This window comes from Pseudocitrobacter faecalis (genome assembly GCF_965231525.1).
Classification (GTDB): domain Bacteria; phylum Pseudomonadota; class Gammaproteobacteria; order Enterobacterales; family Enterobacteriaceae; genus Pseudocitrobacter; species Pseudocitrobacter faecalis.
The window spans coordinates 1806771-1832320 of record NZ_CBDDNJ010000002.1 but is presented as its reverse complement, the minus strand read 5'-3'; the positions used below and the strand labels follow the sequence as shown (position 1 = coordinate 1832320).

Genomic DNA, 25550 nt, shown 5'->3' with positions numbered 1-25550 from the left:
ATAGTATTACCCGCAATATCTTCTCTCGATAATCAAAAATGAGATCTGACGCAGATACGTGTCGTAGATCTCATCCTCATATTATTTGCGACATGATGATGGTCCGCGAGAAATGCAGGTCATGGTCAAAATAGCGTTCTGCTCGGGCTGGTAGTCCTGGCTTAAAGAGCCGCTAATCGGAAACATTTACACATACTTGCAATCGCGCCTCACTTCCCGACACTTTCAGCAATCATAATATCCGTTTATGTTTTAGCGACTTGTTAACTGGATAAACATGATGAGTAAACAAAGACGTTTTACCCGCTGGGCAATGGGCATTGCGCTTGCCGCCACCGTAGCGTGGAGTCTGCCCGTTTCCGCCAATACCTGGCCGCTGCCATCCAACGGCAGCCGTCTCGTCGGGGAGAACCGCTATCACGTAGTTGAGAATGACGGGGGCTCGCTGGAGGCAATCGCTAAAAAGTATAACGTCGGTTTCCTTGCTCTGTTGCAGGCAAACCCGGGCGTAGACCCTTACGTTCCGCGTGCGGGCAGCGTGCTGACGATTCCGCTGCAAACGCTTTTGCCGGACGTGCCGCGTGAAGGCATCGTCATCAATCTCGCGGAATTGCGCCTCTATTACTACCCACCAGGAAGCAACAAAGTAACCGTCTACCCTATTGGCATTGGTCAGTTAGGCGGTGATACGGTGACCCCAACCATGGTGACCACCGTTTCGGACAAACGTGCCAACCCAACCTGGACTCCCACGGCAAATATTCGCGCGCGTTATAAAGCACAGGGCATTATTCTGCCGGCGGTAATGCCAGCTGGCCCGGATAATCCAATGGGCCATCACGCCATTCGCCTGGCGGCTCAGGGCGGCGTTTATCTGCTGCATGGAACCAACGCCGACTTTGGTATCGGCATGCGCGTCAGTTCCGGCTGCATTCGCCTGCGTGACGGTGATATCCGCAACTTGTTTGAGAAAGTTACCCCGGGTACCAAAGTGAATATCATCAACACGCCAATTAAAGCCTCGGTCGAACCTGGCGGCGTACATTTAGTTGAAGTTCACCAACCGCTATCGAAACATATCGATGATGACCCGAAAACGCTGCCTATCGTGCTGAATGAGACGATGCGCGCGTTTAAAGAAAAGACACAAACGAATACGGATGTGATGAACTATGCGATGGAGCTGCGCTCCGGCATGCCAGTTGACGTCACCCGCCATCGCATTGGGCAAGAGCAATCGATGTAACGCTGATTCCAGACAAGCAAAAGCCCTGAGTGATGTGATCACTCAGGGCTTTTTTGTGGCAGTGGCTTATTTAAAACGGCATTAATGAGGGAGTTAATGCTTATTTATAAATAACAGCCGTACCATGCAGGTTGTTCGGACCACTTACGGAAGTGATACGGAACGATTTAGCGCCCATTTCGTCTGCCTTCTGAGACAGCTGATCTTCCAGAGAAGCCAGGTTCGGGCCTGCTGATGCCGCAATGGTACCGACTTTATGCTGATCCGCCGGGGTGGACTGAACTTCAACCGCAGCGAAACTTGCAAATGAGAGTGAACTCAGAACAGCGGCGAGAGCCAGAGTTTTTACGTTTTTCATGATTATGACCTATGCAGATGAACTATGATGTAGAGCAATCTTTATTAACTTAACGATCGATAAGGTAATGATAATGAGATCTGGATCACTCGTCAACATGATTTTTATAACGATCATTTAAATAATTAAAATCAGCCTATTTTTCATACCCATATGAATTATTTATTTTTGGGAATTCACCGCTGGCAGCCTGAAGCGATTATTTTTATAATGAGCGTTCACTTAAACCGAAAGAGGTACAACGGCACTATGACAACTGAGACGCAAAGTTGCGCTAAAAAGGGCCGTGGTCGACCAAAAGTATTTGACCGGGAAGCTGCGCTGGATAAAGCAATGACGCTTTTCTGGCAGCATGGCTACGAAGCCACGTCACTCTCCGATCTCGTAGAGGCCACGGGGGCAAAAGCACCTACCCTGTATGCAGAATTCGTGAATAAAGAGGGGCTCTTCCGTGCCGTTCTCGATCACTACATCGCTCACTTCGCCGCAAAACATGAAGCGAAGCTCTGCTGTGATGACAAGCCAGTTGATGAGGCGCTGAAGGATTACTTCACCGCTGTCGCGACTTGCTACACCAGTAAAGACACGCCTGCGGGCTGTTTCATGATTAACACCTCAGCCGCGCTGGCGGCATCGTCAAAAGAGATAGCGAAAACCATTAAATCCCGCCACGCCGTTCAGGAACAAACGCTGCGCGAGTTTTTACAGCATCGTCAGGAGAAAGGCGAAATTCCGGCTGGGAAAGATGTGAAAGAGCTGGCGCTGTTTTTAAGCTGCGTATTGCAGGGCATGTCGATTAGCGCCCGCGAAGGCGCAAGCTTTGACACATTGATGCAGATTACCCGCACGACGCTGGGGCTGTGGCCGCATATGTTGGGTGAGTGATTTTCTGGCAATGCAGTAACAGATGAGACGGGGAGCTCTGGTATGTGAAGAACTCCCCGTTACGATAAATGCGTTCTGCTTTTCATCATCAAGCGCATTGTTTTGAATAGGTTCAAGTCTTTGATAGATAATCTTGCGAAGATAAACATCTAATTCTTTCGAATGATAAAAATCGACACATCTGTACATGATAAGATTTGCTGATGCCAGAGCCCCCCGATCTGTGCTGGGTTTATAAAAATTACCGGTTTTTACTTTTATATACCAGGCCAGAACATTGTCTCGCTTGCTAGAAAAAGCCATCCCGACATCAATATAGCCATAAGTATTATTATGGCGCGGAAGTTTATCGAAATCCACACCCATCCGCTCATAATTATTTATTATATTCAGGGCTAATTAACGACAATGTAAATCCAATCAATCCCCCTTGCGTTATCGTTACTTGAATTTATCAAGACATTTATCATCGCTTACACTTTCAATATTTATATGATATACAGCTCCTGTGTTTGAGATATATACTTCTTTAGGCTTATCGGTTTTACTCTCATCATTATAAAAATAGCCCCCGATAATTTTATTCTTCTTTGATATATAAGTGACAGTGTCAGTATGAACTCCACCATTTATTGTCATAATGAATGAGGCATCAAAGTTCATGGTACCCCCCCCCTTAAAATATATTTCACCATTAGAAATCACTCTTGTCTCAGAAACACCGTTAGGTTCGTCATTACTAATTAATATCAGTAAGTCTACCATTTCGGATTTTTTATCTCTTGCTTTATACTCACCAATATCATCCAGGATTTTATTTGACACTTTTCCACAAAGCATCACTGAGTAATCATTCAAATTTTTGAGTTGAGAGCACTTTGCCGCAAAAGGCAGTGAAATAAATATCAAGCCTACCAAACCGATTAATGTTTTTTTAAAATCCATTGTTTTAAATAATCCTTATGTAATTTAATGGAGGTGTTATTTCATCATTCAATACATACCAAGAATGCTCAAAAACTGGCCAACGAACTAAATCGAAGCCATCTGCTGCTGGGTTTATTCGCCGTGTAACTTCTCTTGCATGTGACAAACTACATCCTTTATCCGCCCAATAATTAACGCCTAAACTGCCGCTAGGTGTCAATCGATGGCTTACCATTATGTATTTTTGCTTACTTGCCCAAAAGTATCCCCCTGCATCGCAAGAAAAATAAGCATTTTCAACTGGGAGTTGGTTATTGGGTTCTGTAGTAAAAAAATCATCATCTGACGGATTCCTATACTTTCCATAATTTCTATAATTCTCACGACCAGTTAGATGTATGGTACCTCTGCCTTTAAATCTTGCGCCATCACCAACAACATTATTTCCAAGTTTAAGTCCCTGTTCTGTTCCTGGCTCATACATATTAAAATAACTCAAATCACCATTTTCTATAAAAGACGCAAATCTGCCTGTTTCTCTCGCCATCTGACCGAAATAATGCGCAATCCGCAATGGAGTTGTAATTAAGTACTTCCTTAGTGACTTCGATAGTTCATTTTTCAACCCTGCAGGTCTTATCACCTCACCATTGCTATTTTGTCCTTGGCTAGTAATCCGCTCAATGAGAGTGTCTTTACTTAATGGTCTTGTAAGTTCTGATGTCATGGGATAAGCATTTTGATAACGTCTTACCAGACTTAAAATATCATTTTCTCCTAACCACCCACATTTCCTGAAATGTGCAATAAACTGTCTGGGATCAAAATGCCATACACGCCTGGCAGGTAAAGGATTCTCTACCAAACAAAGTGCCTTACAGTGTTCTGTCAGCAAATCTAGGTCAGGCTCTGTCATCGGCTTACTCAGTACGTCATTGGGGGATTTCAGCCACTCAAACCGTGATTCCACGGTGGCGCTGTCCCATTCTAGCGGAAAATGACAAATCATCCGACTTAGGTCATTGCGGGTTGTACACAGGATGGTTGGTGAATTGCACTGGCTGTTGGTGTCCGTATCATCGTTCACCAGTTTCCACCCCGTCCAGTGTGGAAAATCACCATCGCTGTAAACCCTGATATCTCTCGCCCCTAAGTTAACTATGCCTTTACCCTGTGGCGTATTGATTGTTCGCCACAGCGGCGCATCCGCCGGGACTAATTCTTCATATTCAGTATTAACAACCCGACCAAAACGCAGCATCTCATAACCGGCACTTGGGCTTTTCGGATAGAGTTGCAGCGCGTAGGAATAGAGATTGTATTCATAATCCTTACCATCAGCATCAATTAAGGGAGAACCTACTTCAGTATAGGTATCATTAAGCGCTTCATTCTGCTGACGCGTCACCATCGTACAACTGCCTTTATCAAAACTCATTGTGACATACAATGGCACGCTGGTTCTTTGTACCGGACTGTTGTTCGCCAGCGAGTTTTCTTCCGGCATGTCCTCATAAACCGGTGTTCCGGCAGGAAGATAAAAATGGCTGTCACCGTAAACTACTTCAGTTCGTCCGTCTTTCTTCAGATCTGTTTCCGGTGATGTTCTTCCTGTGATTTTCTGAATGTTTTCATCATCACAAAAAATCTGAAAATGCAAGGCGTTCTGACCGTCCACCATCCCTGCTGCACCAACCGGTTCTTTCCGGCATAGCGTATTTCCCGGCTGCACATTACTGTCAATGCTTCTCAGGTGCATATATAATGAGTAATAGACTATTTTACCCTCTTCTCCACTACCGATTTCTGTTTCATGTTTTATCAAAACATAGCCTTTGTCCGTAACTCCGTTATAATTTAAAGGGGGAATTGTATTTTCCGCTGGTTCTGGCTGGCGTATTGAAATAACCTTCCCCTCGGCAATACACCTAACAGTCTCTGACGGATTGCCGTTCAAATGAACTCCACCATGCCAAGATCGACCGCTATTCATTGGGAAATTTCTTTCTGGATCAACAGACATCATTCTGTTTACCCAGTCAGAGTCTTTTTCAGTGTCTGTATGTGCATGCAATATTGGAGGGCTGATTATCATTATCAATAGTCCTTATTAAGGTTATAAAAATTATAACGAGTATGAATTATTTATTCACAGAGCTTCTCTGCTAAGAAAGTAGAGAATCATAGTATTATTGTATTATTATCACTACCGTCATCCATGATCTTTCTCTGAATGATTATCCCGCTATGAAAACATGAACTTCACTCTGGTCTCATCATTACAGATATCATCATCATTATTACTATCCGTATCATTACTGACTAAAGTGTTCAGGACAGTAAGTTGCAGTGTAGGTACCGGCTTCCCCGGACTGCCCCCGCCATTCAGATTTATCTTCGGCCCCACTATATCCACGCCACCAGAGTGTACCACCACGAACGAGCCACCCGCTTTCAGGCTTATCTGGCTGCTGCTCTCCAGCACGATATCCCCGTCCACCTTTATCCCCAGCGCGCCACTCACCTTCTCCGCAAGGTCGCCCTTCACCTCCAGGCTGTGCTTCCCTTCCACCAGGCTGACGTGGTTCCCCGTCGTTTTGTGCTCCTGCTTGCCTTCCACCGTCACCTTTCGGTCGTTTTTTACGTAAAGGCCGTCGTCATGGCTCACGCTTACCGTCCGGTCGTTCGTCACCTTCAGCGTCTGGTCGTTACGCACCGTGATGCTCCGGTCATGGGCCACTGTGATGGTCTGGTCATGTCCCCCGGCATTCTCTTTCCCCACCGTCACCGTCTGGCCCAGCCCCACCGTGATGTTCTGGTTGTTGCCGATGGTCTCCGTGTGGTCATGTTTCACATCCGTTGTCCGGTCGTTAAGTACCTCTGTATCCATGTTCTTCTGCGCGTGGATATAGACCTGTTCATTATCCGTGGCGTCCTCGAATCGCAGTTCGTTAAAACCACCGCCCTTGTACGTCTTTGACCGGATGGTCATCTGCGTCTTCGTCCCCGGCAGGTCGCCCGGTGAACGGTTATCCTCGTGGTAGGTACGGCCCGTCACAATGGGCTGGTCCGGGTCGCCGTTCAGGAAGTCCACTATCACCTCCTGGCCCACGCGTGGTATCGCCAGGTTGCCGAACCCCGCGCCCGCCCACGCCTGCGATACCCGTATCCAGCACGAACTCTCCTCCGTCATACCGTGATAACGGTCCCAGTGAAACTTCACCCGCACCCGGCCGTGTTCGTCGCAGAAAATCTCCTCGCCCTCCGGCCCGGTGACAACGGCACTCTGCGGGCCGTCCACCTTCGGCTTCGGCAGGGGCTGTGAGCGCCACGTCCGGTCTGCCGGGATAACCGTGATATGGTTACTCAGCGTCGTACCCTGCCCCCGGCTGCCGTGCAGCGCCTGCGGCTGGCTCCCCGTCAGCGTGCTGCTCACCACCTGCCACTCACGGTTCGGGTTCGCTCCCTGTACCGGATGCCCCGTCAGGGTGAACCGCCGTCCCGGCCACAGCGCCGGGGAGTTACTCACCCCCGTCGCCGCTTCGGCATTGTTACGCAGACCTTCCAGCCGGTAGCGGGTGAAGTCCTGGCCGTGCTGCTCGTCCTTGTAGCGCCCAGGCCAGTCCAGTATTTTTACTGCGTTAACTGCCCGTTGAGGTTTTCAGCATCCTCAATGTAAATACCCGGCCAGTCCGGCACCTTAAACGTGTGGTCTTTTGAACGCACCTGCGAGGGGCGCACCTGCGCCTGGTAGCGGAACAGGCTGATTATCCGTAAGTTTGGGATCAATATTTTCCTGCTGGCAACAATTTGAAATGACAGAAATATTCTTGCTAATTTCGATGAATTCTTATAGGAACATCCTTATATTCAGGAATTACTATAATTCATTAGCAGAAGCTTCATATTGTATATCTTTTAAAGGGATTATTATAATCTAGCCACAATATTATATATATGATTGTCATTCTCTTATATAGCTATCAAAACCTTTACAAACATAAGAACCATCAGGACGTAATATTTCCATTTCTAAAATAGAACTAAATTTAATTTCATTATTCATCTTTGTAAAAGAGAAAAAAATACCCCGAAGCCCCATTATCATCGCACATTTTTCTTATCTTCTCGGGTGTTAAAAAACTGACTTCCCAAACGCAACCATTGTTGGGGAAATTATTCATATTGGGATAATTATCTATAAACTGTTTAGATGACTGATAATCACCAGGATTTCCCCGACTGAAAATAATCTGCGTGGCGTGTTTCATAACATTATTTATCTGATTGTTTTTTTCATAATATTGAAGTTCATTTTTCAGATTTTCCGCAGCCATTTGCTTGACATAAGCAAAGTTATCTGAAGAAGAATAAAAACCAGTAACAATCGAATTAACCTCCCTTCGTGTAAAACAATTAATCCCATCTGCAAATGCACACGATGAACATAAAAAAATAAAAAATACAATAGTCTTCATAATATATCTTCAAAATCATTAGCGTGTATTATCATCACCAGATGTTATTACATCAGAATCTACAGCCTGTCTCACCACCTTAAAGCACGCCCCCTTCTCCAGCAACTGCTCCGCCGTCTGGCGGAACGAGTCTCTGGCGACATCCACATCCAGGACAAACGGCGATGAGTATGCCTGGGCGAGGCGGAAATCCACCACCGCAAACGTCTCCGGCACCAGTCCGTCCATCGTCAGCGTAAAACGCAGCCCTTTTAATGACATGATGACCTCCCTGGTATTGCTATAGGAAAAAGTAATTAACCGATATTGACCGTACCGCCACCGATAACCACGCCGCCACAGTCAATGGTATCGACGGCTCTGGCGGCGGGCAGGCCGGCAATGAATACGGTGGAGGAGCCTGCAATAATGGCGGTCTCGTAATAACCGTCATGCCAGGTGCCTTTATCACTAAGTCTGGCTGCTGTGGATATATAACTTTCCTCATGTGTTATATTATTTAAACACTAAAATACAAAACTGGCATGGTATACCTTATTTAAATCACAACAACTCCAATCAATTACATTCAATATATGAAGTCATTTTACTTTCTTCGCGTATCACGATGACACAAAATAGAAAAGCTAACAGATTTTATTCTTCAACATGAATTGTGAATTTTTTGAAATGTATTCCAGGATTTGATGCACCGAATATTGAGCCATCCAGTTCGATAACTATATCCTGTTTGACATTAATATCACCTTCAATTTCAATCGTGTTGCAAACGGGATTCAAATCATCAAAATCCCCGGCGCATTTTACATTAATACTATCACCTTTTATTTTTTCTCACCAATCTATTCCATTACGGGAAGAGTCCTTTCTGTCTTGTACACACCGGAAGAATATGGCTAAATTGTATAATAAAACCGATCTCGAATGATCCCCCCTTCATTTGAACCTGTATATTATACTTCTCTCCGACCTTAGCGGATGGGAGTTACTCAGGAGCATAACGCATACTCCCTGAGCAAGAAACTATAGCTGGGGAAATAAAAAAACATACAAACATAATCTCATTACAACTATGGTGTTTTTTAAACACCTCTCCATAAAAATTATTTAAAAAATATTTAAGTCTCGTGTTTTTGAGTAATTTTGAGTCAGTACTACTCCATGAAACCCTGATTCGCTGTCTTATCTCACCGACAATTACCAGCCCAGATAAAAATATTTTTAATCATCATTTAATCTTAAATGAGAGATATGCTTCCTTGTAGTCCTTAAATAAGGAAGACTCACCTACACCAGCAAATGTGAAATTTATATGCGTAGGCAACTCTATCTCTGCTTGAAAACATTTACCTGTATGATAACCAGCGTCATCATTATATTTACATGAAACTATTGCGCTCATACCAGTATATTTTGTTGTTACAAACACATCAGCCAAAATAGGAACGCCATCAGTAATAGCTTCCCAAACCCCATTATCATTCACAGTAAAATAATCACTTTCACCACTTGACATCCCCCGGCAAACCCTAAGATAGCTAACTGATTGAAATTGTCCCTTCCAAATAAACAAACAATCTTCTTCTTCCGCGAAATTCCATTTAGCAGGAATAGCAATAGTCGCTTCTTTAAAATTTATTGATTTATAAGTCTCACTACTATAGCTCGAGCCGGAAAAAAGAACAAAAAGCAATGTTATCACTATTTTCATTTAAAGATCACCCAGAATAAAATATACATTTTGTGTTGATTGATACCGTCGTTCAAAAGATTGTGTATCCCACCTATTTATAATCATGCTCACAGATCTTGAATTCTCACGAGTAACTCCAGCATCAGCCCTTCGTGACACTCCATTTTTTGCTGCAAACTGTCCTCCAGAATCAATACAGTTATAAGGTATTGTAGATATATTCTGAGGATTTGCTATTACAGGAACTCTTAATCGTGTAGAATTTTGCCACCAATTATTATCGTAATCCGTACGACTCAACCACCCTCTATAAGTCCAATACCCCGTGTAATTTGCTAAACCTGTTAACTGCTTAAACCCTCTCCCTCGAAATTTCATCCCATCTCCAACACGTGATAAATTTGCATCAATAATGCTTCTTTGGGGAGAAGTCAAAATAGGCCTATTCCTTTGATCTCTTCCCATTACTACAGACAAACGATTATTTCTTGAATCTCGCAAATCGCTTTTGGTAACATTACCTAAATCATTACCATCGCGCTCATAATTATAAAAATACCCATATGTATCTTTCGGATCTGCATAGTAACCATTAGTTTCATCTGCGAATGAAGGATGTTCTGGATGGTGGACATATGAAACAGTACCCTCAACCATGAGATTTAAATTTTGTGATTCAATCGCGCCTTGCCCTAAAAAATGAGCAGCTCGTTCTGGATTATTCATTCCATATTTAACCAATACAGCATTCATAGAGGGTCGATACTTTTCTCTGATCGTTTCAGATGTTATGGAGTAAATCCTACTTAAATCTGATTTATCTAACCATATACACTTCCTGAAATGCTCAATAAATCCATAAGGATCAAAATGCCAGACTTTGCCTTGAATCAACTCGCCAGAGTCAAAACACAGCGCTTCTACGTGCTGTTTGAACTTGCCATAATCCTCATCATTCATCAGAACGCGGTCCTTTTTTCCCTGCGTCCCCGGAACCTGCCATATAGCCGTTTTTTCCGGCGTACACTGCTCCCAGGGCAAACCGGTCATCAGCCATTTATACCTGGTATCAATTGTGCTTTTTTCCCACTCAAACGGTAAGCAGCAGATAAGCCTGTTGCTTTGAGCCTCAAACCTGCCCTCTTCCTGCAACTTTCTGATGATCTCCGAATTACACTGACTGTGTGTATCGTTGTCATCATCAACCAGCAGCCATCCTGTCCAGTGGGGGAAATCTGCATCGCTAAACTTTTTAATATCAGGAGCGGCAAGATTTACCACCCCCGTTCCACCTGGATAACTGACTGTCATCCATAATGGTGCGTCAGCCGGAACCAGCGTTTCATTTTCCGTATTGATAACCCGGCCAAAACGAAGCAACTCAAATCCGGCACTGGGGCTCTGTTTATAATTCCGCATAGCGGTTTTATAAAGATTATATTCATAATCTTCACCATCGGCGTTAACCAGCGGCTCGCCCAGCAGATCATACTTCCCGTCAGTCTGCATATTCTTCTGTCGGGTCACCATCGTACAGTTGCCTTTTACCAGGTTCATGCTGACATACAGAGGCGCACTACTGGTATACAGCTCAGAAAGCCCGCCCAGGGAAGTGCTGTTATTTGCGGGGGCTTTATCGTAAAACGTTGTTCCTGCTGGCAGATAAAAATGGATATCACCGTAAACCGCATCAGTGCGACCATCTTTCGAAATATCCAGTTCCTTCGTTTTTCGTCCCGTCAGTTTACTGATGTTGGCATCATCGCAGAAAATCTGGAAGTGAAATTCATTCTGGCCGTCAGTCATTCCGGAAGAGCCAAGTGGGTCTTTCCGGTAAATTTTGGCGTCAGCTTTTATCTCTGCTTCCAGAAACTTGAGATGCATATACAAAGAGTAAAAAACGACCTTACTGTCTTCTCCGGAACCTATTTCTGTCTCATGTTTCAATAAAACATAACCATCATCCGTCCCTCTTACAGCGGCATACTTCAATGGAAACTGGTCTCTTTTTTCTGGCGGAGACGGCTTGCGGAACGACACCACGGTCCCGTCAGCGATTGCCCTCACTTTCTCCGCTGCTGTGCCTGTATCAGTATGCGATATATGTATGCCCCCATGCCAGGACGCTGATGCATTGAGAGGATATCCCCGGCGAGCATTGACAGGCATCATCGCTTCAATCCAGTCTGCGTCAGACTGAGTCGCCTCTTTATCTCTCAGAAACGGAGGACTGATAATCATATGTTGACTCCTTGTCAGGAAAAGCTGAAGTTACTGGAAGGTTCGGTCGTTTCAGGTGCCACATTCGGGAAGTCTTTTGGCTTATTGGCCTTATCTTTTCGCCCGTAATGCCCGGTTTTGGTCTAAAACTCCCCCTGAGTGGCAGACTCAATACCATTGGCATCAAGCGTGATATAACTTCCGCTCCCCGTTAATCGTGACTTTTTTCTTTGTCATAGTCAGATGAATACTTCCGTGACAGGACTGCCCTGCATTGACAGGGAAGCCCCTCTGTGTTTCTGAGGGCATCATCCGGTTCACCCAGTCAGCATCATTTTCAGGGTTTGAGCGCTCACGTAAAAATAGTGGGATGATGATCATTTTATAATCCTTTATTAATGTAATGAACAATGTTGCAATGGTGTGATATACATCCGGATAATATTGTTGTTACGAAAACATAAACCTGACTACTGATTCTTCACTTTCTGGCTCATCATGTTCTCCTGAGTCATTACCACTTCCGGAACGATCACTTCCTCTGCGCTCAGCCGGGGCAGACGCCGAATCCCCCTCATCCGCCAGAGCTTTTATTGCAGTTGGCTGCAGCGTCGATACTGGCGTCCCCGTACTCCCCCCGCCGTTCAGATTTATCTTCGGTCCCGCAATGTCAACCCCTCCGGCATGTATCACCACGAACGAGCCGCCCACCTTCAGGCTTATCCGGCTGCTGCTCTCCAGCACGATATCCCCGTCCACCTTTATCCCCAGCGCGCCACTCACCTTCTCCGCCAGGTCACCTTTCACCTCCAGGCTGTGCTTCCCCTCCACCAGGCTGACATGGTTCCCCGTCGTTTTGTGCTCCTGCTTCCCTTCCACCGTCACCTTTCGGTCATTTGCCACGTACAGACCGTCATCGTGGCTGACCTCCACCCGCCGGTCGTTCGCCACCTTCAGCGTCTGGTCATTGCGCACCGTGATGCTGCGGTCATGGGCCACCGTGATGGTCTGGTCATGTCCCCCTTCTTTTTTTGTGCCCACCGTCACCGTCTGGCCCAGCCCCACCGTGATTTTCTGGTTGTTGCCGATGGTCTCCGTGTGGTCATGCTTCACGTCCGTCGTCCGGTTGTTAAGCACCTCCGTGTCCATGTTCTTCTGCGCATGGATATACACCTGCTCACTGTCCGTCGCATCCTCGAACCGCAGCTCGTTAAAGCCGCTGCCCTTGCAGGTTTTTGAGCGGATGGTCATCTGCGTCTTCGTTCCCGGCAGGTCGCCCGGTGAACGGTTATCCTCGTGGTAGGTACGGCCCGTCACAATGGGCTGGTCCGGGTCGCCGTTCAGGAAGTCCACTATCACTTCCTGGCCCACGCGCGGTATCGCCAGGTTGCCGAACCCCGCGCCCGCCCACGCCTGCGATACCCGTATCCAGCACGAACTCTCCTCCGTCATACCGTGATAACGGTCCCAGTGAAACTTCACCCGCACCCGTCCGTGTTCGTCGCAGAAAATCTCCTCGCCCTCCGGCCCGGTGACAACGGCACTCTGCGGGCCGTCCACCTTCGGCTTCGGCAGGGGCTGTGAGCGCCAGGTCCGGTCTGCCGGGATGACTGTGATATGGTTACTCAGCGTCGTTCCCTGCCCCCGGCTCCCGTGCAGCGCCTGCGGCTGGCTCCCCGTCAGCGTGCTGCTCACCACCTGCCACTCACGGTTCGGGTTCGCTCCCTGTACCGGATGCCCCGTCAGGGTGAACCGCCGTCCCGGCCACAGCGCCGGGGAGTTACTCACCCCCGTCGCCGCTTCGGCATTGTTACGCAGCCCTTCCAGCCGGTAGCGGGTGAAGTCCTGGCCGTGCTGCTCGTCCTTGTAGCGCCCCGGCCAGTCCAGTATTTTGTACTGCGTTAACTGCCCGTTGAGGTTTTCAGCATCCTCAATGTAAATACCCGGCCAGTCCGGCACCTTAAACGTGTGGTCTTTTGAACGCACCTGCGAGGGGCGCACCTGCGCCTGGTAGCGGAACAGGCTGATACACGCCGTCGTCACCTCGCGGGTGTTCGGGTTAAACGGTATCTCCCCGTACACCGGCAGGCCCGCCACATCATCGCAGAGCGTGAGCGTCTGCTCCGGGCTGTCGTCAGCGTATCTGTCATAAAAGAAAATGCCTTCCTCCGCCCACAGCCGGGTCAGAAACGCCAGGTCGCTTTCACCGTACTGGACGCAGAACTCCCGGGCCGGGTGGCTCTCATAAAAGCGCGGCGTCCACTGCGTCACTCCGTCCTCGTTTAACAGCGTGGCGGAGATGGCCTTAATGTCCTGCAGCTGGAAGATACGGTAGTTCTGGCGCAGCCCGCTGCGCCACAACGGCGGGCGTATCTGAAGGTGGTACTGCATCTGCCAGCCGTTGTGCTCCTTCATGCCGAACCCCGACACCACACCGCTCACATAACGCAGCGCCGTGCTGCCCTGCCAGATAGTCAGCACGGCCCCCTTTTCCAGCAGCTTCTCCGCAGTCTGGCGGAACGAGTCGCTGGCGACATCCACATCCAGGACAAACGGCGATGAGTATGCCTGCGTGAGGCGGAAATCCACCACCGCGAACGTCTCCGGCACCAGTCCATCCACCGTCAGCGTAAAACGCAGCCCTTTTAATGACATGATGACCTCCCTGGTATCGCTACAGGAAAAAGTAATTAACCGATGTTGACCGTACCGCCACCAATAACCACGCCGCCACAGTCAATGGCATCGCCGGTTCTGGCGGCGGGCAGGCCGTCAATGAAAACAGTGGCAGAGCCACTGGCGATTTTGCGCGGATGGGGCGGATGGTCGGGGGCTTTGTCATGAGGTGTCAGCGGGTCGCCCATACGGGCGGCGGGTAGGCCGTCAATAAACACAGTGAGAGAGCCTGCAATAATGGCGGTCTCGTAGAAACCGTCATGTTGTGTTCCTTTATCGCTGAGTCTGGCTGCTGTGGGCATACATAATTCCTTTTAATTATCTATCGTTATATTTTCTGGTTGATATTTTTCATTGATATTGGCGCACGCTACCGCCCAGGGAAGCCCCTTTACATTCTGTTTATAAACAGCATTTCATTATTAATCAGTCAAAGATCTCGAGTATAGGATGAACCACCAGCAACATAAATTCGTGTAATCTAATAACATTATCTTTCAGAAAATATTAAATTCATAAAAATTATGATTTGTTTTAATTAATTTATTATAAATATAAAAAAAGCCCCTCAGCCTGAGCGAATGAGGGGCTAAAACAACAGTAACGCTATTTTTACGTTTTGTTAGTCAGAATTAATTGGCCATTATTATCCAGCGGAATTTGCGTTCCCGGATCTTTATCCATCCGGATTTTGCCCTGCTGGTCGCCAATTTTATACGTCACGTCATACCCAAGCATTTTCTCGGATTTGTCATACACGGTTTTGCAGCGTTTCTGGGTGCTGGTGTAGGTGTCATTATCCTGCATCGAGCCCTGGATCTGATTCCCGGCGTAGCCGCCACCTAATGCCCCTACCACCGTGGCAACGTCTTTTCCGCGTCCGCCGCCAAACTGGTGACCAATCACGCCACCCGCGACAGCGCCGAGCACGGAACCGGTAATCCGGTTTTCATCCTGTACCGGGCGGCGATGGGTAACCGCCACATTGCGGCACTCCTCACGCGGAGTTTTGATGGTTTCTTTGATAGGTTTAGCCGAAATCACCTGCGCATATTGCGGGCCGCGGTCAAACACGTTCAGGCTGGCGACTGCCGCCACGCCAAGCGCAGCTGCGACGCCAATCCCTATACCCGCCAACATCGATTTATTCACGGGAAATCCTCCTTTGTTGCTGATAGTAACAATTCTGCAACTTGGTGAGAGGGTTAGCAAATCAGAAAGCGGATGAAAAGTGCGAGATAAAACCACAAACCCGCATGAATCAGAGGAGTCTTAGCGGTAATTTCTGTTAGTCAGCGAACAATCTGCTGAAAATGGCCCGACAGAACGTCGGGCCGGGATGTGACATTAGTGCAGTTTCAGGCGCGGGCGGATCACGCGGTTGATACTGCCGACCAGCATCATCAGGCCGGTTTTGATGTAGCCATGCAGTGCAATCTGGTGCATACGATACAGCGAGATATACACCATACGCGCAATGCGACCTTCAACCATCATCGAGCCGCGCATCAGGTTGCCCATCAGGCTGCCGACCGTCGAGTAGTTCGAAAGTGAAACCAGCGAGCCGTGATCTTTGTAAGAGTACGGTTTCAGCTCTTTGCCCTTCATCTGCGCCAGAATGTTATTCAGTGCGCAGGTTGCCATCTGGTGCGCAGCCTGAGCACGCGGCGGCACAAACCCGCCTTCCGGACGGGCGCAGGACGCACAGTCGCCAATGGCGAAGATGTCCGCATCACGTGTAGTCTGCAACGTCGGTTCAACCACCAGTTGGTTGATACGGTTGGTTTCCAGACCGCCAATCTCTTTCATAAAGTCTGGCGCTTTGATGCCCGCCGCCCACACCATCAGGTCGGCCTGAATATATTCGCCGTCTTTGGTGTGCAGGCCGCCTTCATCGGCGCTGGTGACCATGGTCTGCGTCAGGACGCGTACGCCCATTTTGGTCAGCTCGTTGTGCGCGGCACCGGAAATACGCGGCGGCAGCGCAGGCAGAATACGTTCGCCCGCTTCCACCAGCGTGACGTTCAGTGCATCGTTGGTCAGGCCTTTATAGCCGTAGCTGTGCAACTGTTTCACCGCGTTGTGCAGTTCGGCCGAAAGCTCAACGCCGGTTGCCCCACCGCCCACGATGGCAATATTCACTTTACCGTTCGCGCCGAGGTTCGCTGAATATTTCAGGAACAGGTTCAGCATCTCCTGATGGAAACGACGTGCCTGATGCGGGTTATCGAGGAAGATGCAGTGCTCTTTCACGCCTGGGGTGTTGAAGTCGTTGGAGGTACTGCCCAGCGCCATCACCAGTGTGTCGTAAGCCAGCTTACGTTCCGGCACCAGCAGATCACCCTTCTCATCACGCAGTTCAGCGATAGTAATGGTTTTCGCTTCGCGGTTGATGTCCATCACCGAACCCAGCTGGAACTGGAAGTGATGGTTACGCGCGTGCGCCAGGTAGCTCAGCGCATCTACGCCTTCATCCAGAGAGCCGGTTGCCACTTCATGCAGCAACGGCTTCCACAGATGACTGTGGTTGCGGTCCACCAGCGTAATTTTCGCTTTTTTGCTCCGGCCAAGCTTTCTACCCAGTTGAGTAGCCAGTTCCAGGCCGCCAGCGCCACCACCCACAATAACGATTCTTTTGATTGGTGTAGTCACATGACCCCCTTAAAAATTATTAACCAATTGTTAATTAAAAGTTATTAAAATAGCTCTTATCTAACAACAAGTTACTATTCCGAAACCATTCAGCAGCAAGAAGAATAACATGAACGGTGCATTGGTCATACCAAATTTGATGTGTATCAAGTTTTACCGCGCAGAAGTTAAACAACTTTAGCGTTTAGTGGGATTTTTGGTGGGTGATGGAAGTGAAAAAGGAGGGAAATTTAACATTTCACGCCCCAGAACGGGGCGTGGAAAACGGTTTCAACCTAAGGTTTTAAAAGCTTTAATACGCTGCAGATGTGGCGAGATGTTTTTAAATTTATGCCCCTGAACGTCATCCCAGATAATTTCATAAAAGTGATGCAGTTCCTGCGCCGAGCGCTGGCTGTCGAGCGCCTCATCCTTACGGGAAAGGATGGCCAGGCAGCGGTCGCGGTTTTTCTCGCGGAAGTTGTTCACACACTTGGTGGCAATATCGAGATACTCTTCCGGGCGGTCAATCTTCCCGTCCATGTTCTCATTCGGGAACAGGTTCGGGTTGAAGATCACCTGACGTACGTCGCATAAAAAGCCGATGCGTTCCGCCCAGTAGCCACCGAGCCCCACACCGCAAATCAGCGGGCGATCGTCGACGTTGAGCTGCAACATTTTGTCCACTTCTTTAAGCAAATGCTGCATATCATGTTTTGGATGCAGCGTACTGTAGCTAATCAACCGCACATCCGGATCGATAAACTGGAGCTGCAACACTTTTTCATGGTTGCCTGGGCTGTTCGAGTCAAAACCGTGCAAATAAATAATCATTTGATCCTCACCACAACTCCCTTGTCGGGAGGGTTAATGGCCTGCCTTCACGTCCTGCCAGCGTTCATGGAGCTGTTCAAGTTGCGCACTGACGCTCTTCCAGCGGGCGGAATCCCTTAACGCCTGACGTGTAAATGAACCTTTATGATACAATTTCGTAACACGCTCAGCATTGATCGGCGACAGGTTATCAAGAACGCTGACCGCGCCTTTACGATTATTGCAGACCAGGATCATATCGCAACCCGCATCCAGCGATGCCTGACCGCGTTCGGCATAGCTGCCCATAATCGCCGCGCCTTCCATCGACAAATCATCAGAGAAAATCACGCCATCGAAACCTAGCTCACCGCGCAACACGGTTTTCAGCCAGTGCGGCGAGCCGCTTGCCGGGCGCGGGTCAACGTCGCTGTAGATGACGTGTGCAGGCATAATGGCATCGAGTTTGTTTTCCGTAATTAGCGTCTGGAACACCGCCATATCTTTGGCGCGAATGTCGGCTTCGCGACGCGGATCGCGCGGCGTCTCTTTATGGGAATCGGCGGTGACCGCACCGTGCCCCGGGAAGTGTTTGCCGGTGGTTTTCATCCCGGCGCTGTGCATACCGTCGATAAAGTGACGCGCCATCGTCAGCGCTTTTTGCGGATCCGCATGATAGGAGCGCTCGCCAATCGCGGCGCTGATATGCCCAACGTCCAGCACCGGCGCAAAGCTGATATCGATATCCATGGCAATCATTTCGCTGGCCATCAGCCAACCGGCCTCAACCGCCAGCCGTCCACCCTCTTCCTCGCCGAGCACGGCGGCAAAAGATTGTGCGGCAGGCAGGCGGGTAAATCCTTCGCGGAAACGCTGCACGCGACCGCCTTCCTGATCGACCGCCACCACCAGGTGATTACGCGATGCTTCACGGATCTGGCGCACCAGTTCACGCAGCTGCGCCGGATCATGATAGTTACGGGTAAATAAAATCAGGCCGCCTACCAGCGGATGCGCCAGAATCTCGCGCTCTTCCGCATCCAGTTCGTAGCCTTCCACATCCAACATTACCGGACCCACACTGACCTCTCTTATCGTTTTTCCTTTAACTGACACCAAATTTCATCTGCCAGCGTGATAAATTGTCGATCGCCGGTTTGCCGCCAGCGACACTCGTACCAGCCCGCCATGAGCATTAACACCCAGGGCCGCCAGCGTAAAATCTGTTGCCACAGCGCGTCTGGCGCAATGCTCGCCAGCGTCGCGTACGCATCGCTGTAGTCACGGCGTTGACGCTCGTCCTCCATCCACATCGACGCCAGCTCCAGTGCGATATCGCCGTCCCCGGCATACTCCCAGTCAATCAGCCGCAACCCGGCAGGCGTATGCACAATGTTGCCCGCGTGAACATCCATATGCAATGGCGAGAGGCGCAGCGGCTGCGGCTCTCGCTGCTTTTTCAGGCGATGTAACGTCCGCAGCCAGAACGGCGTGCGTCGCGCAGGGTGGCACTGCTGCCAGTAGCGTTCCAGCAACGGCTGCACCGTTACGCGCCAGCCGAAACGCGGCTGCTGATGCAGATGATACAGGAGAGACGCCAGTTGGCGAGGGGGCGGCAGCACGCTTTTCACCTCTCCGCTGAAAAATTCAACGGCCATCCAGCCAGCGGTATAAAAAACCGGCTTCGGGGCGAGCGTGGAGGGTAAACGCGTGAGCGCGTGATAGTGACGCAGAAAGTGAAATTCTCGGGCCTGCGCCGTGTGGTGCTGACGCAAAACCCGCTGCTGATCACCGCAGGCGATGATGCAGCTACTGCCGCTCAGCCCCGCGTAATCAGGGCTGGCGACAAGATGATACTGAGGAAAATAGCGTGACAGAACCGCGTCACGCGTGAGTTTATTGCTGAGTGACGGCACCGCTACCTGACCAGATAATCTCGCCCGTCTGTACCAGCATCAGCTGCATTTTGAGTACCGGGGAATTCACGTTGCCGGTGGCGTTGCTGTAGAGCACATACTGTGCGCCGACGTTACGGGCAATTCCCATCGCTTTGCTGCGCGAACCGAGGCTATCCTGCGGTGACAGGCCAAGCTGCTGTTTAGCAACAGCCAGCTGCTGCGCGGAAACCAGGGTGAATTTACCGTTACCGGTCAGTGCGTTACGCAGCGCCGTTGTCGCTTCAGCCGCGTTCAGCGTGCCGTTGGTACGGTTATTCACGCTATCGACCAGCAGAATGCTGCCCGCATTCACGCCGCTGGCCTGCAACATTTTGCCTGCCATCGGCTGCACCGCACCATTCCAGTCATAGTGACGAACGCGAGGCGCAGGCTGCGACGGCTGTTGGTCCTGATGCTCAATAGGGCCTGGTTGCTGCGGGATCGTCGGAACAGAAGGCACCGTCGGTACCGGCTGCTGCGGTTCGACTGGCTGTTGCGGTGTTGGCTTCGCCTCTTCCACCGGTGCGGGTTGTTCTTGTTTCACCACGCACCCGGAGAGCAGGACAGCCAGTGCCGAGATTAGCGCATAGCGACGCAATGTAGTCATTCCGTTTTACCCCTTACAAATAAAGATAAAGTCGGACTTTATGTGCGCCCAGGCTGCTGGCGCTGCCGTACAGCGTGACCGATCCCATAGCCGGGATGGTGACGGTACGCGGCGCTTCAAGCGGGTGCATTTCCAGTCCTCTGGCTTCATACCAGTAAAAACGATAATGAAGGGTGACAGGTTCACGCCGTTCATTGAACAGTTTCGCGCTGGCGGTCGCCTGAATTTCCGACCGCGTCAGCTCAGGCTTTTCCGCACTGATCCCGGCGGCCAGGACATTCGATTCCATCACCAGCGTTTGCTGATCGCCTACCGGAATTTCCGGATGCGAGCCACAACCGGCCAGCAAAAATGCGGCCAGTAGCGCGGCTGAAAAGCCTGCTTTCATCACTTAACCTTTATGTGCCAGCATCGGCCCAAGCGGACGACCGCCCAGCAGATGCATATGAATATGGAAGACTTCCTGCCCGCCGTGGCGGTTGCAGTTCATGATCAGACGATAGCCATCATCAGCAATGCCTTCGTCGCGGGCAATTTTTGCCGCCACGGTCACCATACGACCCAGCACCTGTTCGTGTTCAGGCGCCACGTCATTGGTCGTGGCAATCAGGATGTTAGGCACGATCAGAACGTGAGTCGGCGCCTGTGGGGAGATATCGCGGAACGCGGTAACCAGCTCATCCTGATAAACGATATCCGACGGGATTTCGCGACGAATAATTTTGCTGAAAATAGTTTCTTCTGCCATGAGGGATTCCTTAATTATGCGACCGTGCGAATTCCTGTTATTGATCTTCAGGGTTTTCTGATGCACGGGAGACTGGGTAAGAGTATGAGCGACTTACTCCTTCTCTTTCAACCTGATTACGTTTTTTATTGTATTAACTCGGAAAAACCCCGGCAAGAAGGTCAAAACAGAGGGGAATTGATAGGCCGGGCAGCCTTGCACCGCCCGGTAAAATTACGCTTAAGACGCTTCAATCGCGGTGGATGCCAGCTTCTGTCGATTCATTAGCCAGAAAACCGCAACACCAGCCAAAACGATCCCCGGCGCGGAGGCGGCCATCACGCCTACCGTGCCGGTACCCAGCGCCAGCATTTTTCCGGCCAGCAGCGGGCCGCTCATCGCCCCCAGACGGCCAATCGCGACCGCCGTGCCAACACCTGTGGCGCGGATTTCGGTGCGATAAAAGAGCGGCGCCAGCGCATACAGTACGCTCTGTCCCCCCGTGGCAAATAACCCGGCGACAAATCCGGAAAGCAGCATCGTGCTCAGCGATTCCGCCGAACCGAGCGCCAGCAGCGAGGCCAGCATGCCGCTGTAAATCAGCAGCGACATGCGCATTGGGCTCAGTTTATCCATCAATGCGCCGAGGATAAGCGTGCCCACCGCGGCACCCATTTGTAGGGAGAACATTACCCCCGCCGCCTGCGAGCCGCTAAAGCCCTGGTCAACCAGCAGCATTGGCAGCCAGTTGATCAGCATATACACCACGAGCAAGGTGAAGAAGTAGCAGAGCCACAGCAGTAACGTGGAGGAGGCCGTCCCCGGCGCGAGTAACGCGCGAAGTGGTGCGGGCGACGATGCCTGTTGATGGGTAAACGCCTGCGATTCGGGTAGCCAGCGCATCAGCAACGGCACCAGCAGCAGCGGTACGACGCCGCCCACCCAGAATACGGTTTGCCACGCCTGCGCCAGGCCGCTAAACCCCAGCGCTGCCGCCAGCGCCGCGCCAATCGGCACGCCACAGTACATCAGGCTCACCGCCGTGCCGCGAAAACGCGGGCCTGCCGCTTCAGAGGTCAGGGCTATCAGATTAGGTAGCGCCGCGCCCAGCCCCACACCGGTCATCAGACGCGCAAAGACCAGCGACGGAAAACTCCACGCCAGCGCGGTGGCTATCGAAAAGAGACCAAACAGCATGACCGATCCCAGCAGAATGCGTTTACGACCATAGCGATCGGCAAGCATTCCACCTACCAGCGCGCCGGGCAGCAGACCCAGTATCCCGGCGCTAAAAATCCAGCCCATCTGCATTTTATCGAGCGCAAAAGCTTGGGCGATACCAACAGCGGCAATGCCTGCCGCCTGTAAATCCAGCCCTTCCATCAGGGCGACCAGAAAACAGAGCCCGATGGTCAGTATCAGGCGTGATGTTGCAGGTGTAGAGGCGATGTTCGACATAGCGTTACCTTTGCGAGGGTGACAGGTGAAAGGCGGCTGATACGTTGCCAGCCGCGCATTTTTTCCTTGCAAACGCGCCCGCCAGGCATCATGCCGGGCGGGCGAAGCTTTCTTGTTATGTTTTACGCTTTGGCTTTCAGGTCGAGCGCCACATCGACGATCATGTCTTCCTGGCCGCCAACCATTCGACGTTTACCGAGCTCAACCAGAATATCCACCGCGCTGAGGCCGTAGCGCTGCGCCGCCACTTCGCTGTGGCGCAGGAAGCTGGAGTACACCCCGGCGTAACCGAGCGCCAGCGTTTCACGGTCAACGCGCACCGGGCGATCCTGCAACGGACGCACCAGATCGTCTGCCGCCGCCATCAGCGCATACAGATCCGTGCCGTGATCCCAGCCGAGCTTATCCGCCGCAGCAATAAAGACTTCCAGCGGCGCATTCCCTGCCCCTGCGCCCATTCCTGCCAAACTTGCGTCAATACGATCACAGCCCTCTTCCACCGCTACGATAGAGTTCGCTACGCCAAGGCTCAGGTTGTGGTGTGCGTGCATCCCGGTTTGTGTTTCCGGCTTGAGCACCGCTTTCAGCGCACGGAAGCGGTCGCGAATGTCGTTCATGTTCATCGCGCCACCGGAATCAACCACATAAATGCAAGTTGCACCGTAGCCTTCCATGAGCTTCGCCTGTTTCGCCAGATTTTCCGGTGTAGTCATATGGCTCATCATCAGGAAGCCGACAGTGTCCATGCCCAGCTCACGTGCGAACGCGATATGTTGTGCGGAGACATCCGCTTCGGTGCAGTGCGTTGCCACACGCACCACGCGCGCGCCAGCCTGATAAGCGGCTTTCAGGTCATGCAGTGTTCCGATGCCAGGAATCAGCAGGGTGGCGATTTTGGCGTGCTTCACCGTATCGGCGGCCGCTTCAATCCATTCGATGTCGCTGTGCGCGCCGAAACCGTAGTTAAAGCTCGACCCCTGTAAACCATCGCCGTGCGCCACTTCGATAGAATCCACGCGTGCGTCATCCAGCGCTTTGGCAATCTGGCGCACATTGTCTAAGGAATACTGGTGGCGAATGGCGTGCATGCCGTCACGCAGAGTGACGTCGGAGATATAGAGTTTTTTACCGATCATGCGACTTCTCCTGCTGCTTTCACCATGGTTTGCGCCATTTTTTCCGCCGTCGACATCGCCGCTGAGGTCATGATATCGAGGTTGCCGGCGTAGGCCGGCAGATAGTGCGCCGCGCCTTCGACTTCCAGATACACCGCCGTTTTCAACCCGGAGAACTGCCCAATTCCCGGAATGGTCACCGGTTTATCCTGCGGAATCATTTCAAACTGCACCTTCTGCTTCAGGCGATAGCCCGGTACATACGCCTGCACGGCCGCGGCCATCTCTTCAATCGACGCTTCAATTTCAATTTGCGAGGCGTCCTCGCTCAGCACATACACGGTGTCTCGCATCATCACCGGCGGCTCTGCCGGGTTGAGAATAATGATGGCTTTGCCTTTCGCCGCGCCGCCCACCACTTCAATGGCCTGCGAGGTGGTTTCGGTAAATTCGTCGATATTGGCGCGTGTGCCCGGCCCGGCAGATTTACTGGAAATTGAGGCGATAATTTCCGCGTAGTGAACCTTCGCCACGCGGGAAACCGCCGCCACCATTGGGATAGTCGCCTGACCACCGCAGGTCACCATGTTGACGTTGCCCTGGCTGAGGTTTTTATCGAGATTCACCACCGGCACGCAGTATGGGCCAATTGCCGCAGGCGTCAGGTCAATCAGGCGAATATTGGGTTTCTTCGCCCGCAGCGCGGCGTCGTTTTTCACATGTGCCCCCGCGCTGGTGGCGTCAAAGACGATATCAATGTCGGCGAATTCCGGCATCGCCATCAGGCCGTTGACGCCTTCATGGGTGGTGGCAACGCCCATACGACGCGCGCGCGCCAGGCCGTCGGATTCCGGGTCGATTCCGACCATCACCGCCATTTCCAGGTGTTTGCCGTTGCGCAGAATTTTGATCATCAGGTCGGTGCCGATATTGCCTGAACCGATGATGGCGACTTTTATCTTACTCATGACTGACTTCCTTCTTGTGCGGCAGAGAACGTGGCTGCCACAGAACCAATACCTTCAATACGCGCCTCAAAACGATCGCCTGGATTGATGGCGACCATCGGGCCCAGCGCGCCGGTCAGCACGATGTCACCCGCACGCAGCGGTTCGCCAAGGCTCGCCATCTTGCGCGCCAGCCAGACGGCGGCGTTAAGCGGATGCCCCAGACATTCACTGCCGCGCCCGCTGGACACCTCTTCGTTATTACACGTCATGCGCATGGCGCAGTTTTTCAGGTCTAAGCCTGCCGGGCGCATCGCCGGGCTACCGATGACGTACACGCCGCAGGAGGCGTTGTCCGCCACTGTATCGACAAACTTAATTGACCAGTCGCGCACACGGCTGCCCACCACCTCCAGCGCGGGTAGCACCCATTCGATAGCGCTGTATAGCTCATCAAAGGTGGTATCGGCGTTTGGCAAATCGCGGTTCAGCACCAGCGCAATTTCCGCTTCAATTTTTGGCTGCATCACGCGATCAAAAGGGATCGTGTCGTTGTCGCCGTAACACATATCGGCAAACAGCGTGCCAAAATCCGGTTGATCAACGCCCAGTTGCTGTTGCACTTTCGGATGGGTCAGGCCAATTTTGCGCCCGACCACGCGACGGCCTTTCGCCACCGCGTTTTCCACATTGAGAGCCTGGATGGCATAGGCGGCTTCGGCATTATCAGGGCCGATAATGTCGCGTAACGGCGCAATCGCCTGTCCGGTTTGTTCGGCCTCGCGTAGAGCGGCGGCCAGATGTTCCAGTGTTTGTACAGACATCACGGCTC

General features: G+C 50.9%; 23 protein-coding genes and 3 pseudogenes. 2 read left to right on the top strand and 24 right to left on the bottom strand.

The window, feature by feature from the left end; translation table 11 throughout:
• The first annotated feature begins 280 nt into the window (after positions 1-280).
• On the top strand, positions 281-1246 hold the full coding sequence (ldtC, locus tag ACOXYR_RS09510) for a L,D-transpeptidase LdtC (protein ID WP_113856972.1): 966 nt from the start codon (positions 281-283) through the stop codon (positions 1244-1246).
• A 100-nt stretch (positions 1247-1346) separates the two neighbouring features.
• Here the strand turns inward: ldtC and bhsA are convergent, their stop codons facing one another.
• Positions 1347-1604 carry a multiple stress resistance protein BhsA gene (bhsA, locus tag ACOXYR_RS09505; RefSeq protein WP_015964235.1) on the bottom strand — a complete coding sequence of 86 codons (258 nt, stop codon included), beginning with the start codon at positions 1602-1604 and terminating at the stop codon, positions 1347-1349.
• 249 nt (positions 1605-1853) lie between these two features.
• On the opposite strand from bhsA, the gene ACOXYR_RS09500 reads away from it, so the two are divergent.
• Entirely contained in the window at positions 1854-2489 is a 636-nt protein-coding gene (locus ACOXYR_RS09500) for a TetR/AcrR family transcriptional regulator (RefSeq protein WP_108474394.1), read from the top strand.
• A 441-nt stretch (positions 2490-2930) separates the two neighbouring features.
• Here ACOXYR_RS09500 and ACOXYR_RS09495 read toward each other — a convergent pair whose 3' ends face one another.
• From ACOXYR_RS09495 to mhpD, 23 genes and pseudogenes are all read right to left on the bottom strand, one after another.
• Positions 2931-3434 carry a hypothetical protein gene (locus ACOXYR_RS09495; RefSeq protein ID WP_407731126.1) on the bottom strand — a complete coding sequence of 168 codons (504 nt, stop codon included), beginning with the start codon at positions 3432-3434 and terminating at the stop codon, positions 2931-2933.
• 4 nt (positions 3435-3438) lie between these two features.
• Positions 3439-5511, bottom strand: coding sequence for a peptidase M23 (locus ACOXYR_RS09490; protein WP_421355971.1), 2073 nt, complete (start codon positions 5509-5511; stop codon positions 3439-3441).
• A gap of 150 nt (positions 5512-5661) precedes the next feature.
• Positions 5662-7184: pseudogene (gene tssI / locus ACOXYR_RS09485) on the bottom strand (type VI secretion system tip protein TssI/VgrG); the annotation flags it as partial.
• Between the two features lie 290 nt (positions 7185-7474).
• Entirely contained in the window at positions 7475-7894 is a 420-nt protein-coding gene (locus ACOXYR_RS09480; RefSeq protein WP_421356733.1) for a hypothetical protein, read from the bottom strand.
• Between the two features lie 42 nt (positions 7895-7936).
• Positions 7937-8155 (bottom strand): annotated as a pseudogene (locus ACOXYR_RS09475) (type VI secretion system tip protein VgrG); the annotation flags it as partial.
• Positions 8156-8190: 35 nt separating this feature from the next.
• Positions 8191-8367, bottom strand: coding sequence for a PAAR domain-containing protein (locus ACOXYR_RS09470; RefSeq protein ID WP_407732804.1), 177 nt, complete (start codon positions 8365-8367; stop codon positions 8191-8193).
• A 755-nt stretch (positions 8368-9122) separates the two neighbouring features.
• A complete protein-coding gene (locus tag ACOXYR_RS09465; RefSeq protein WP_421356732.1) occupies positions 9123-9605 on the bottom strand; it encodes a hypothetical protein in 483 nt (160 codons plus the stop codon).
• Positions 9606-11828, bottom strand: a complete 2223-nt coding sequence (locus ACOXYR_RS09460) for a hydroxyethylthiazole kinase (protein WP_421425951.1) — start codon at positions 11826-11828, stop codon at positions 9606-9608.
• Between the two features lie 14 nt (positions 11829-11842).
• A pseudogene (locus tag ACOXYR_RS09455) lies at positions 11843-12044 on the bottom strand (DUF2345 domain-containing protein); the annotation flags it as partial.
• Between the two features lie 213 nt (positions 12045-12257).
• Positions 12258-14462, bottom strand: a complete 2205-nt coding sequence (tssI, locus tag ACOXYR_RS09450; protein WP_421425953.1) for a type VI secretion system tip protein TssI/VgrG — start codon at positions 14460-14462, stop codon at positions 12258-12260.
• A gap of 35 nt (positions 14463-14497) precedes the next feature.
• Positions 14498-14785 carry a type VI secretion system PAAR protein gene (locus tag ACOXYR_RS09445; protein WP_350437525.1) on the bottom strand — a complete coding sequence of 96 codons (288 nt, stop codon included), beginning with the start codon at positions 14783-14785 and terminating at the stop codon, positions 14498-14500.
• Positions 14786-15095: 310 nt separating this feature from the next.
• Entirely contained in the window at positions 15096-15635 is a 540-nt protein-coding gene (locus ACOXYR_RS09440; protein ID WP_108476808.1) for a glycine zipper 2TM domain-containing protein, read from the bottom strand.
• Positions 15636-15830: 195 nt separating this feature from the next.
• Positions 15831-17135, bottom strand: coding sequence for an NAD(P)/FAD-dependent oxidoreductase (locus ACOXYR_RS09435; protein ID WP_015964229.1), 1305 nt, complete (start codon positions 17133-17135; stop codon positions 15831-15833).
• Positions 17136-17405: 270 nt separating this feature from the next.
• Positions 17406-17948, bottom strand: coding sequence for an alpha/beta hydrolase YcfP (gene ycfP / locus ACOXYR_RS09430; protein ID WP_108476809.1), 543 nt, complete (start codon positions 17946-17948; stop codon positions 17406-17408).
• A 33-nt stretch (positions 17949-17981) separates the two neighbouring features.
• Positions 17982-19007 carry a beta-N-acetylhexosaminidase gene (nagZ, locus tag ACOXYR_RS09425; RefSeq protein WP_421356177.1) on the bottom strand — a complete coding sequence of 342 codons (1026 nt, stop codon included), beginning with the start codon at positions 19005-19007 and terminating at the stop codon, positions 17982-17984.
• An 11-nt stretch (positions 19008-19018) separates the two neighbouring features.
• On the bottom strand, positions 19019-19843 hold the full coding sequence (thiK, locus tag ACOXYR_RS09420) for a thiamine kinase (protein WP_421356178.1): 825 nt from the start codon (positions 19841-19843) through the stop codon (positions 19019-19021).
• The gene (gene lpoB / locus ACOXYR_RS09415; protein ID WP_188016846.1) at positions 19824-20462 is read right to left on the bottom strand and encodes a penicillin-binding protein activator LpoB; all 639 of its coding nucleotides are present in this window, start codon (positions 20460-20462) and stop codon (positions 19824-19826) included. The genes thiK and lpoB overlap by 20 nt, the downstream gene beginning before the upstream one ends.
• Positions 20463-20484: 22 nt before the next feature.
• The gene (locus tag ACOXYR_RS09410) at positions 20485-20859 is read right to left on the bottom strand and encodes a YcfL family putative periplasmic lipoprotein (protein ID WP_108476813.1); all 375 of its coding nucleotides are present in this window, start codon (positions 20857-20859) and stop codon (positions 20485-20487) included.
• 3 nt (positions 20860-20862) lie between these two features.
• A complete protein-coding gene (gene hinT, locus ACOXYR_RS09405; RefSeq protein WP_015964223.1) occupies positions 20863-21219 on the bottom strand; it encodes a purine nucleoside phosphoramidase in 357 nt (118 codons plus the stop codon).
• A gap of 219 nt (positions 21220-21438) precedes the next feature.
• Positions 21439-22656, bottom strand: coding sequence for a 3-(3-hydroxy-phenyl)propionate transporter MhpT (gene mhpT / locus ACOXYR_RS09400; RefSeq protein ID WP_421356179.1), 1218 nt, complete (start codon positions 22654-22656; stop codon positions 21439-21441).
• A gap of 122 nt (positions 22657-22778) precedes the next feature.
• Positions 22779-23792: a 4-hydroxy-2-oxovalerate aldolase gene (gene mhpE / locus ACOXYR_RS09395; protein ID WP_189623047.1), complete on the bottom strand. Its 1014-nt coding sequence runs from the start codon at positions 23790-23792 to the stop codon at positions 22779-22781.
• Complete coding sequence (gene mhpF, locus ACOXYR_RS09390) at positions 23789-24739, bottom strand: acetaldehyde dehydrogenase (RefSeq protein ID WP_189623046.1); 951 nt, start codon at positions 24737-24739, stop codon at positions 23789-23791. The genes mhpE and mhpF overlap by 4 nt, the downstream gene beginning before the upstream one ends.
• Entirely contained in the window at positions 24736-25542 is an 807-nt protein-coding gene (gene mhpD, locus ACOXYR_RS09385; protein WP_421356180.1) for a 2-keto-4-pentenoate hydratase, read from the bottom strand. Before mhpD ends, mhpF begins: the two co-directional genes overlap by 4 nt.
• Positions 25543-25550: the final 8 nt, after the last annotated feature.

Coding starts and splice junctions, on each gene's coding strand:
- ldtC (WP_113856972.1), top strand. CDS start 281: ATGAGTAAACAAAGACGTTTTACCCGCTGGGCAATGGGCATTGCGCTT.
- bhsA (WP_015964235.1), bottom strand. CDS start 1,604: ATGAAAAACGTAAAAACTCTGGCTCTCGCCGCTGTTCTGAGTTCACTC.
- ACOXYR_RS09500 (WP_108474394.1), top strand. CDS start 1,854: ATGACAACTGAGACGCAAAGTTGCGCTAAAAAGGGCCGTGGTCGACCA.
- ACOXYR_RS09495 (WP_407731126.1), bottom strand. CDS start 3,434: ATGGATTTTAAAAAAACATTAATCGGTTTGGTAGGCTTGATATTTATT.
- ACOXYR_RS09490 (WP_421355971.1), bottom strand. CDS start 5,511: ATGATAATCAGCCCTCCAATATTGCATGCACATACAGACACTGAAAAA.
- ACOXYR_RS09480 (WP_421356733.1), bottom strand. CDS start 7,894: ATGAAGACTATTGTATTTTTTATTTTTTTATGTTCATCGTGTGCATTT.
- ACOXYR_RS09465 (WP_421356732.1), bottom strand. CDS start 9,605: ATGAAAATAGTGATAACATTGCTTTTTGTTCTTTTTTCCGGCTCGAGC.
- ACOXYR_RS09460 (WP_421425951.1), bottom strand. CDS start 11,828: ATGATTATCAGTCCTCCGTTTCTGAGAGATAAAGAGGCGACTCAGTCT.
- tssI (WP_421425953.1), bottom strand. CDS start 14,462: ATGTCATTAAAAGGGCTGCGTTTTACGCTGACGGTGGATGGACTGGTG.
- ACOXYR_RS09445 (WP_350437525.1), bottom strand. CDS start 14,785: ATGCCCACAGCAGCCAGACTCAGCGATAAAGGAACACAACATGACGGT.
- ycfP (WP_108476809.1), bottom strand. CDS start 17,948: ATGATTATTTATTTGCACGGTTTTGACTCGAACAGCCCAGGCAACCAT.
- ACOXYR_RS09410 (WP_108476813.1), bottom strand. CDS start 20,859: ATGAAAGCAGGCTTTTCAGCCGCGCTACTGGCCGCATTTTTGCTGGCC.
- hinT (WP_015964223.1), bottom strand. CDS start 21,219: ATGGCAGAAGAAACTATTTTCAGCAAAATTATTCGTCGCGAAATCCCG.
- mhpT (WP_421356179.1), bottom strand. CDS start 22,656: ATGTCGAACATCGCCTCTACACCTGCAACATCACGCCTGATACTGACC.
- mhpE (WP_189623047.1), bottom strand. CDS start 23,792: ATGATCGGTAAAAAACTCTATATCTCCGACGTCACTCTGCGTGACGGC.
- mhpF (WP_189623046.1), bottom strand. CDS start 24,739: ATGAGTAAGATAAAAGTCGCCATCATCGGTTCAGGCAATATCGGCACC.
- mhpD (WP_421356180.1), bottom strand. CDS start 25,542: ATGTCTGTACAAACACTGGAACATCTGGCCGCCGCTCTACGCGAGGCC.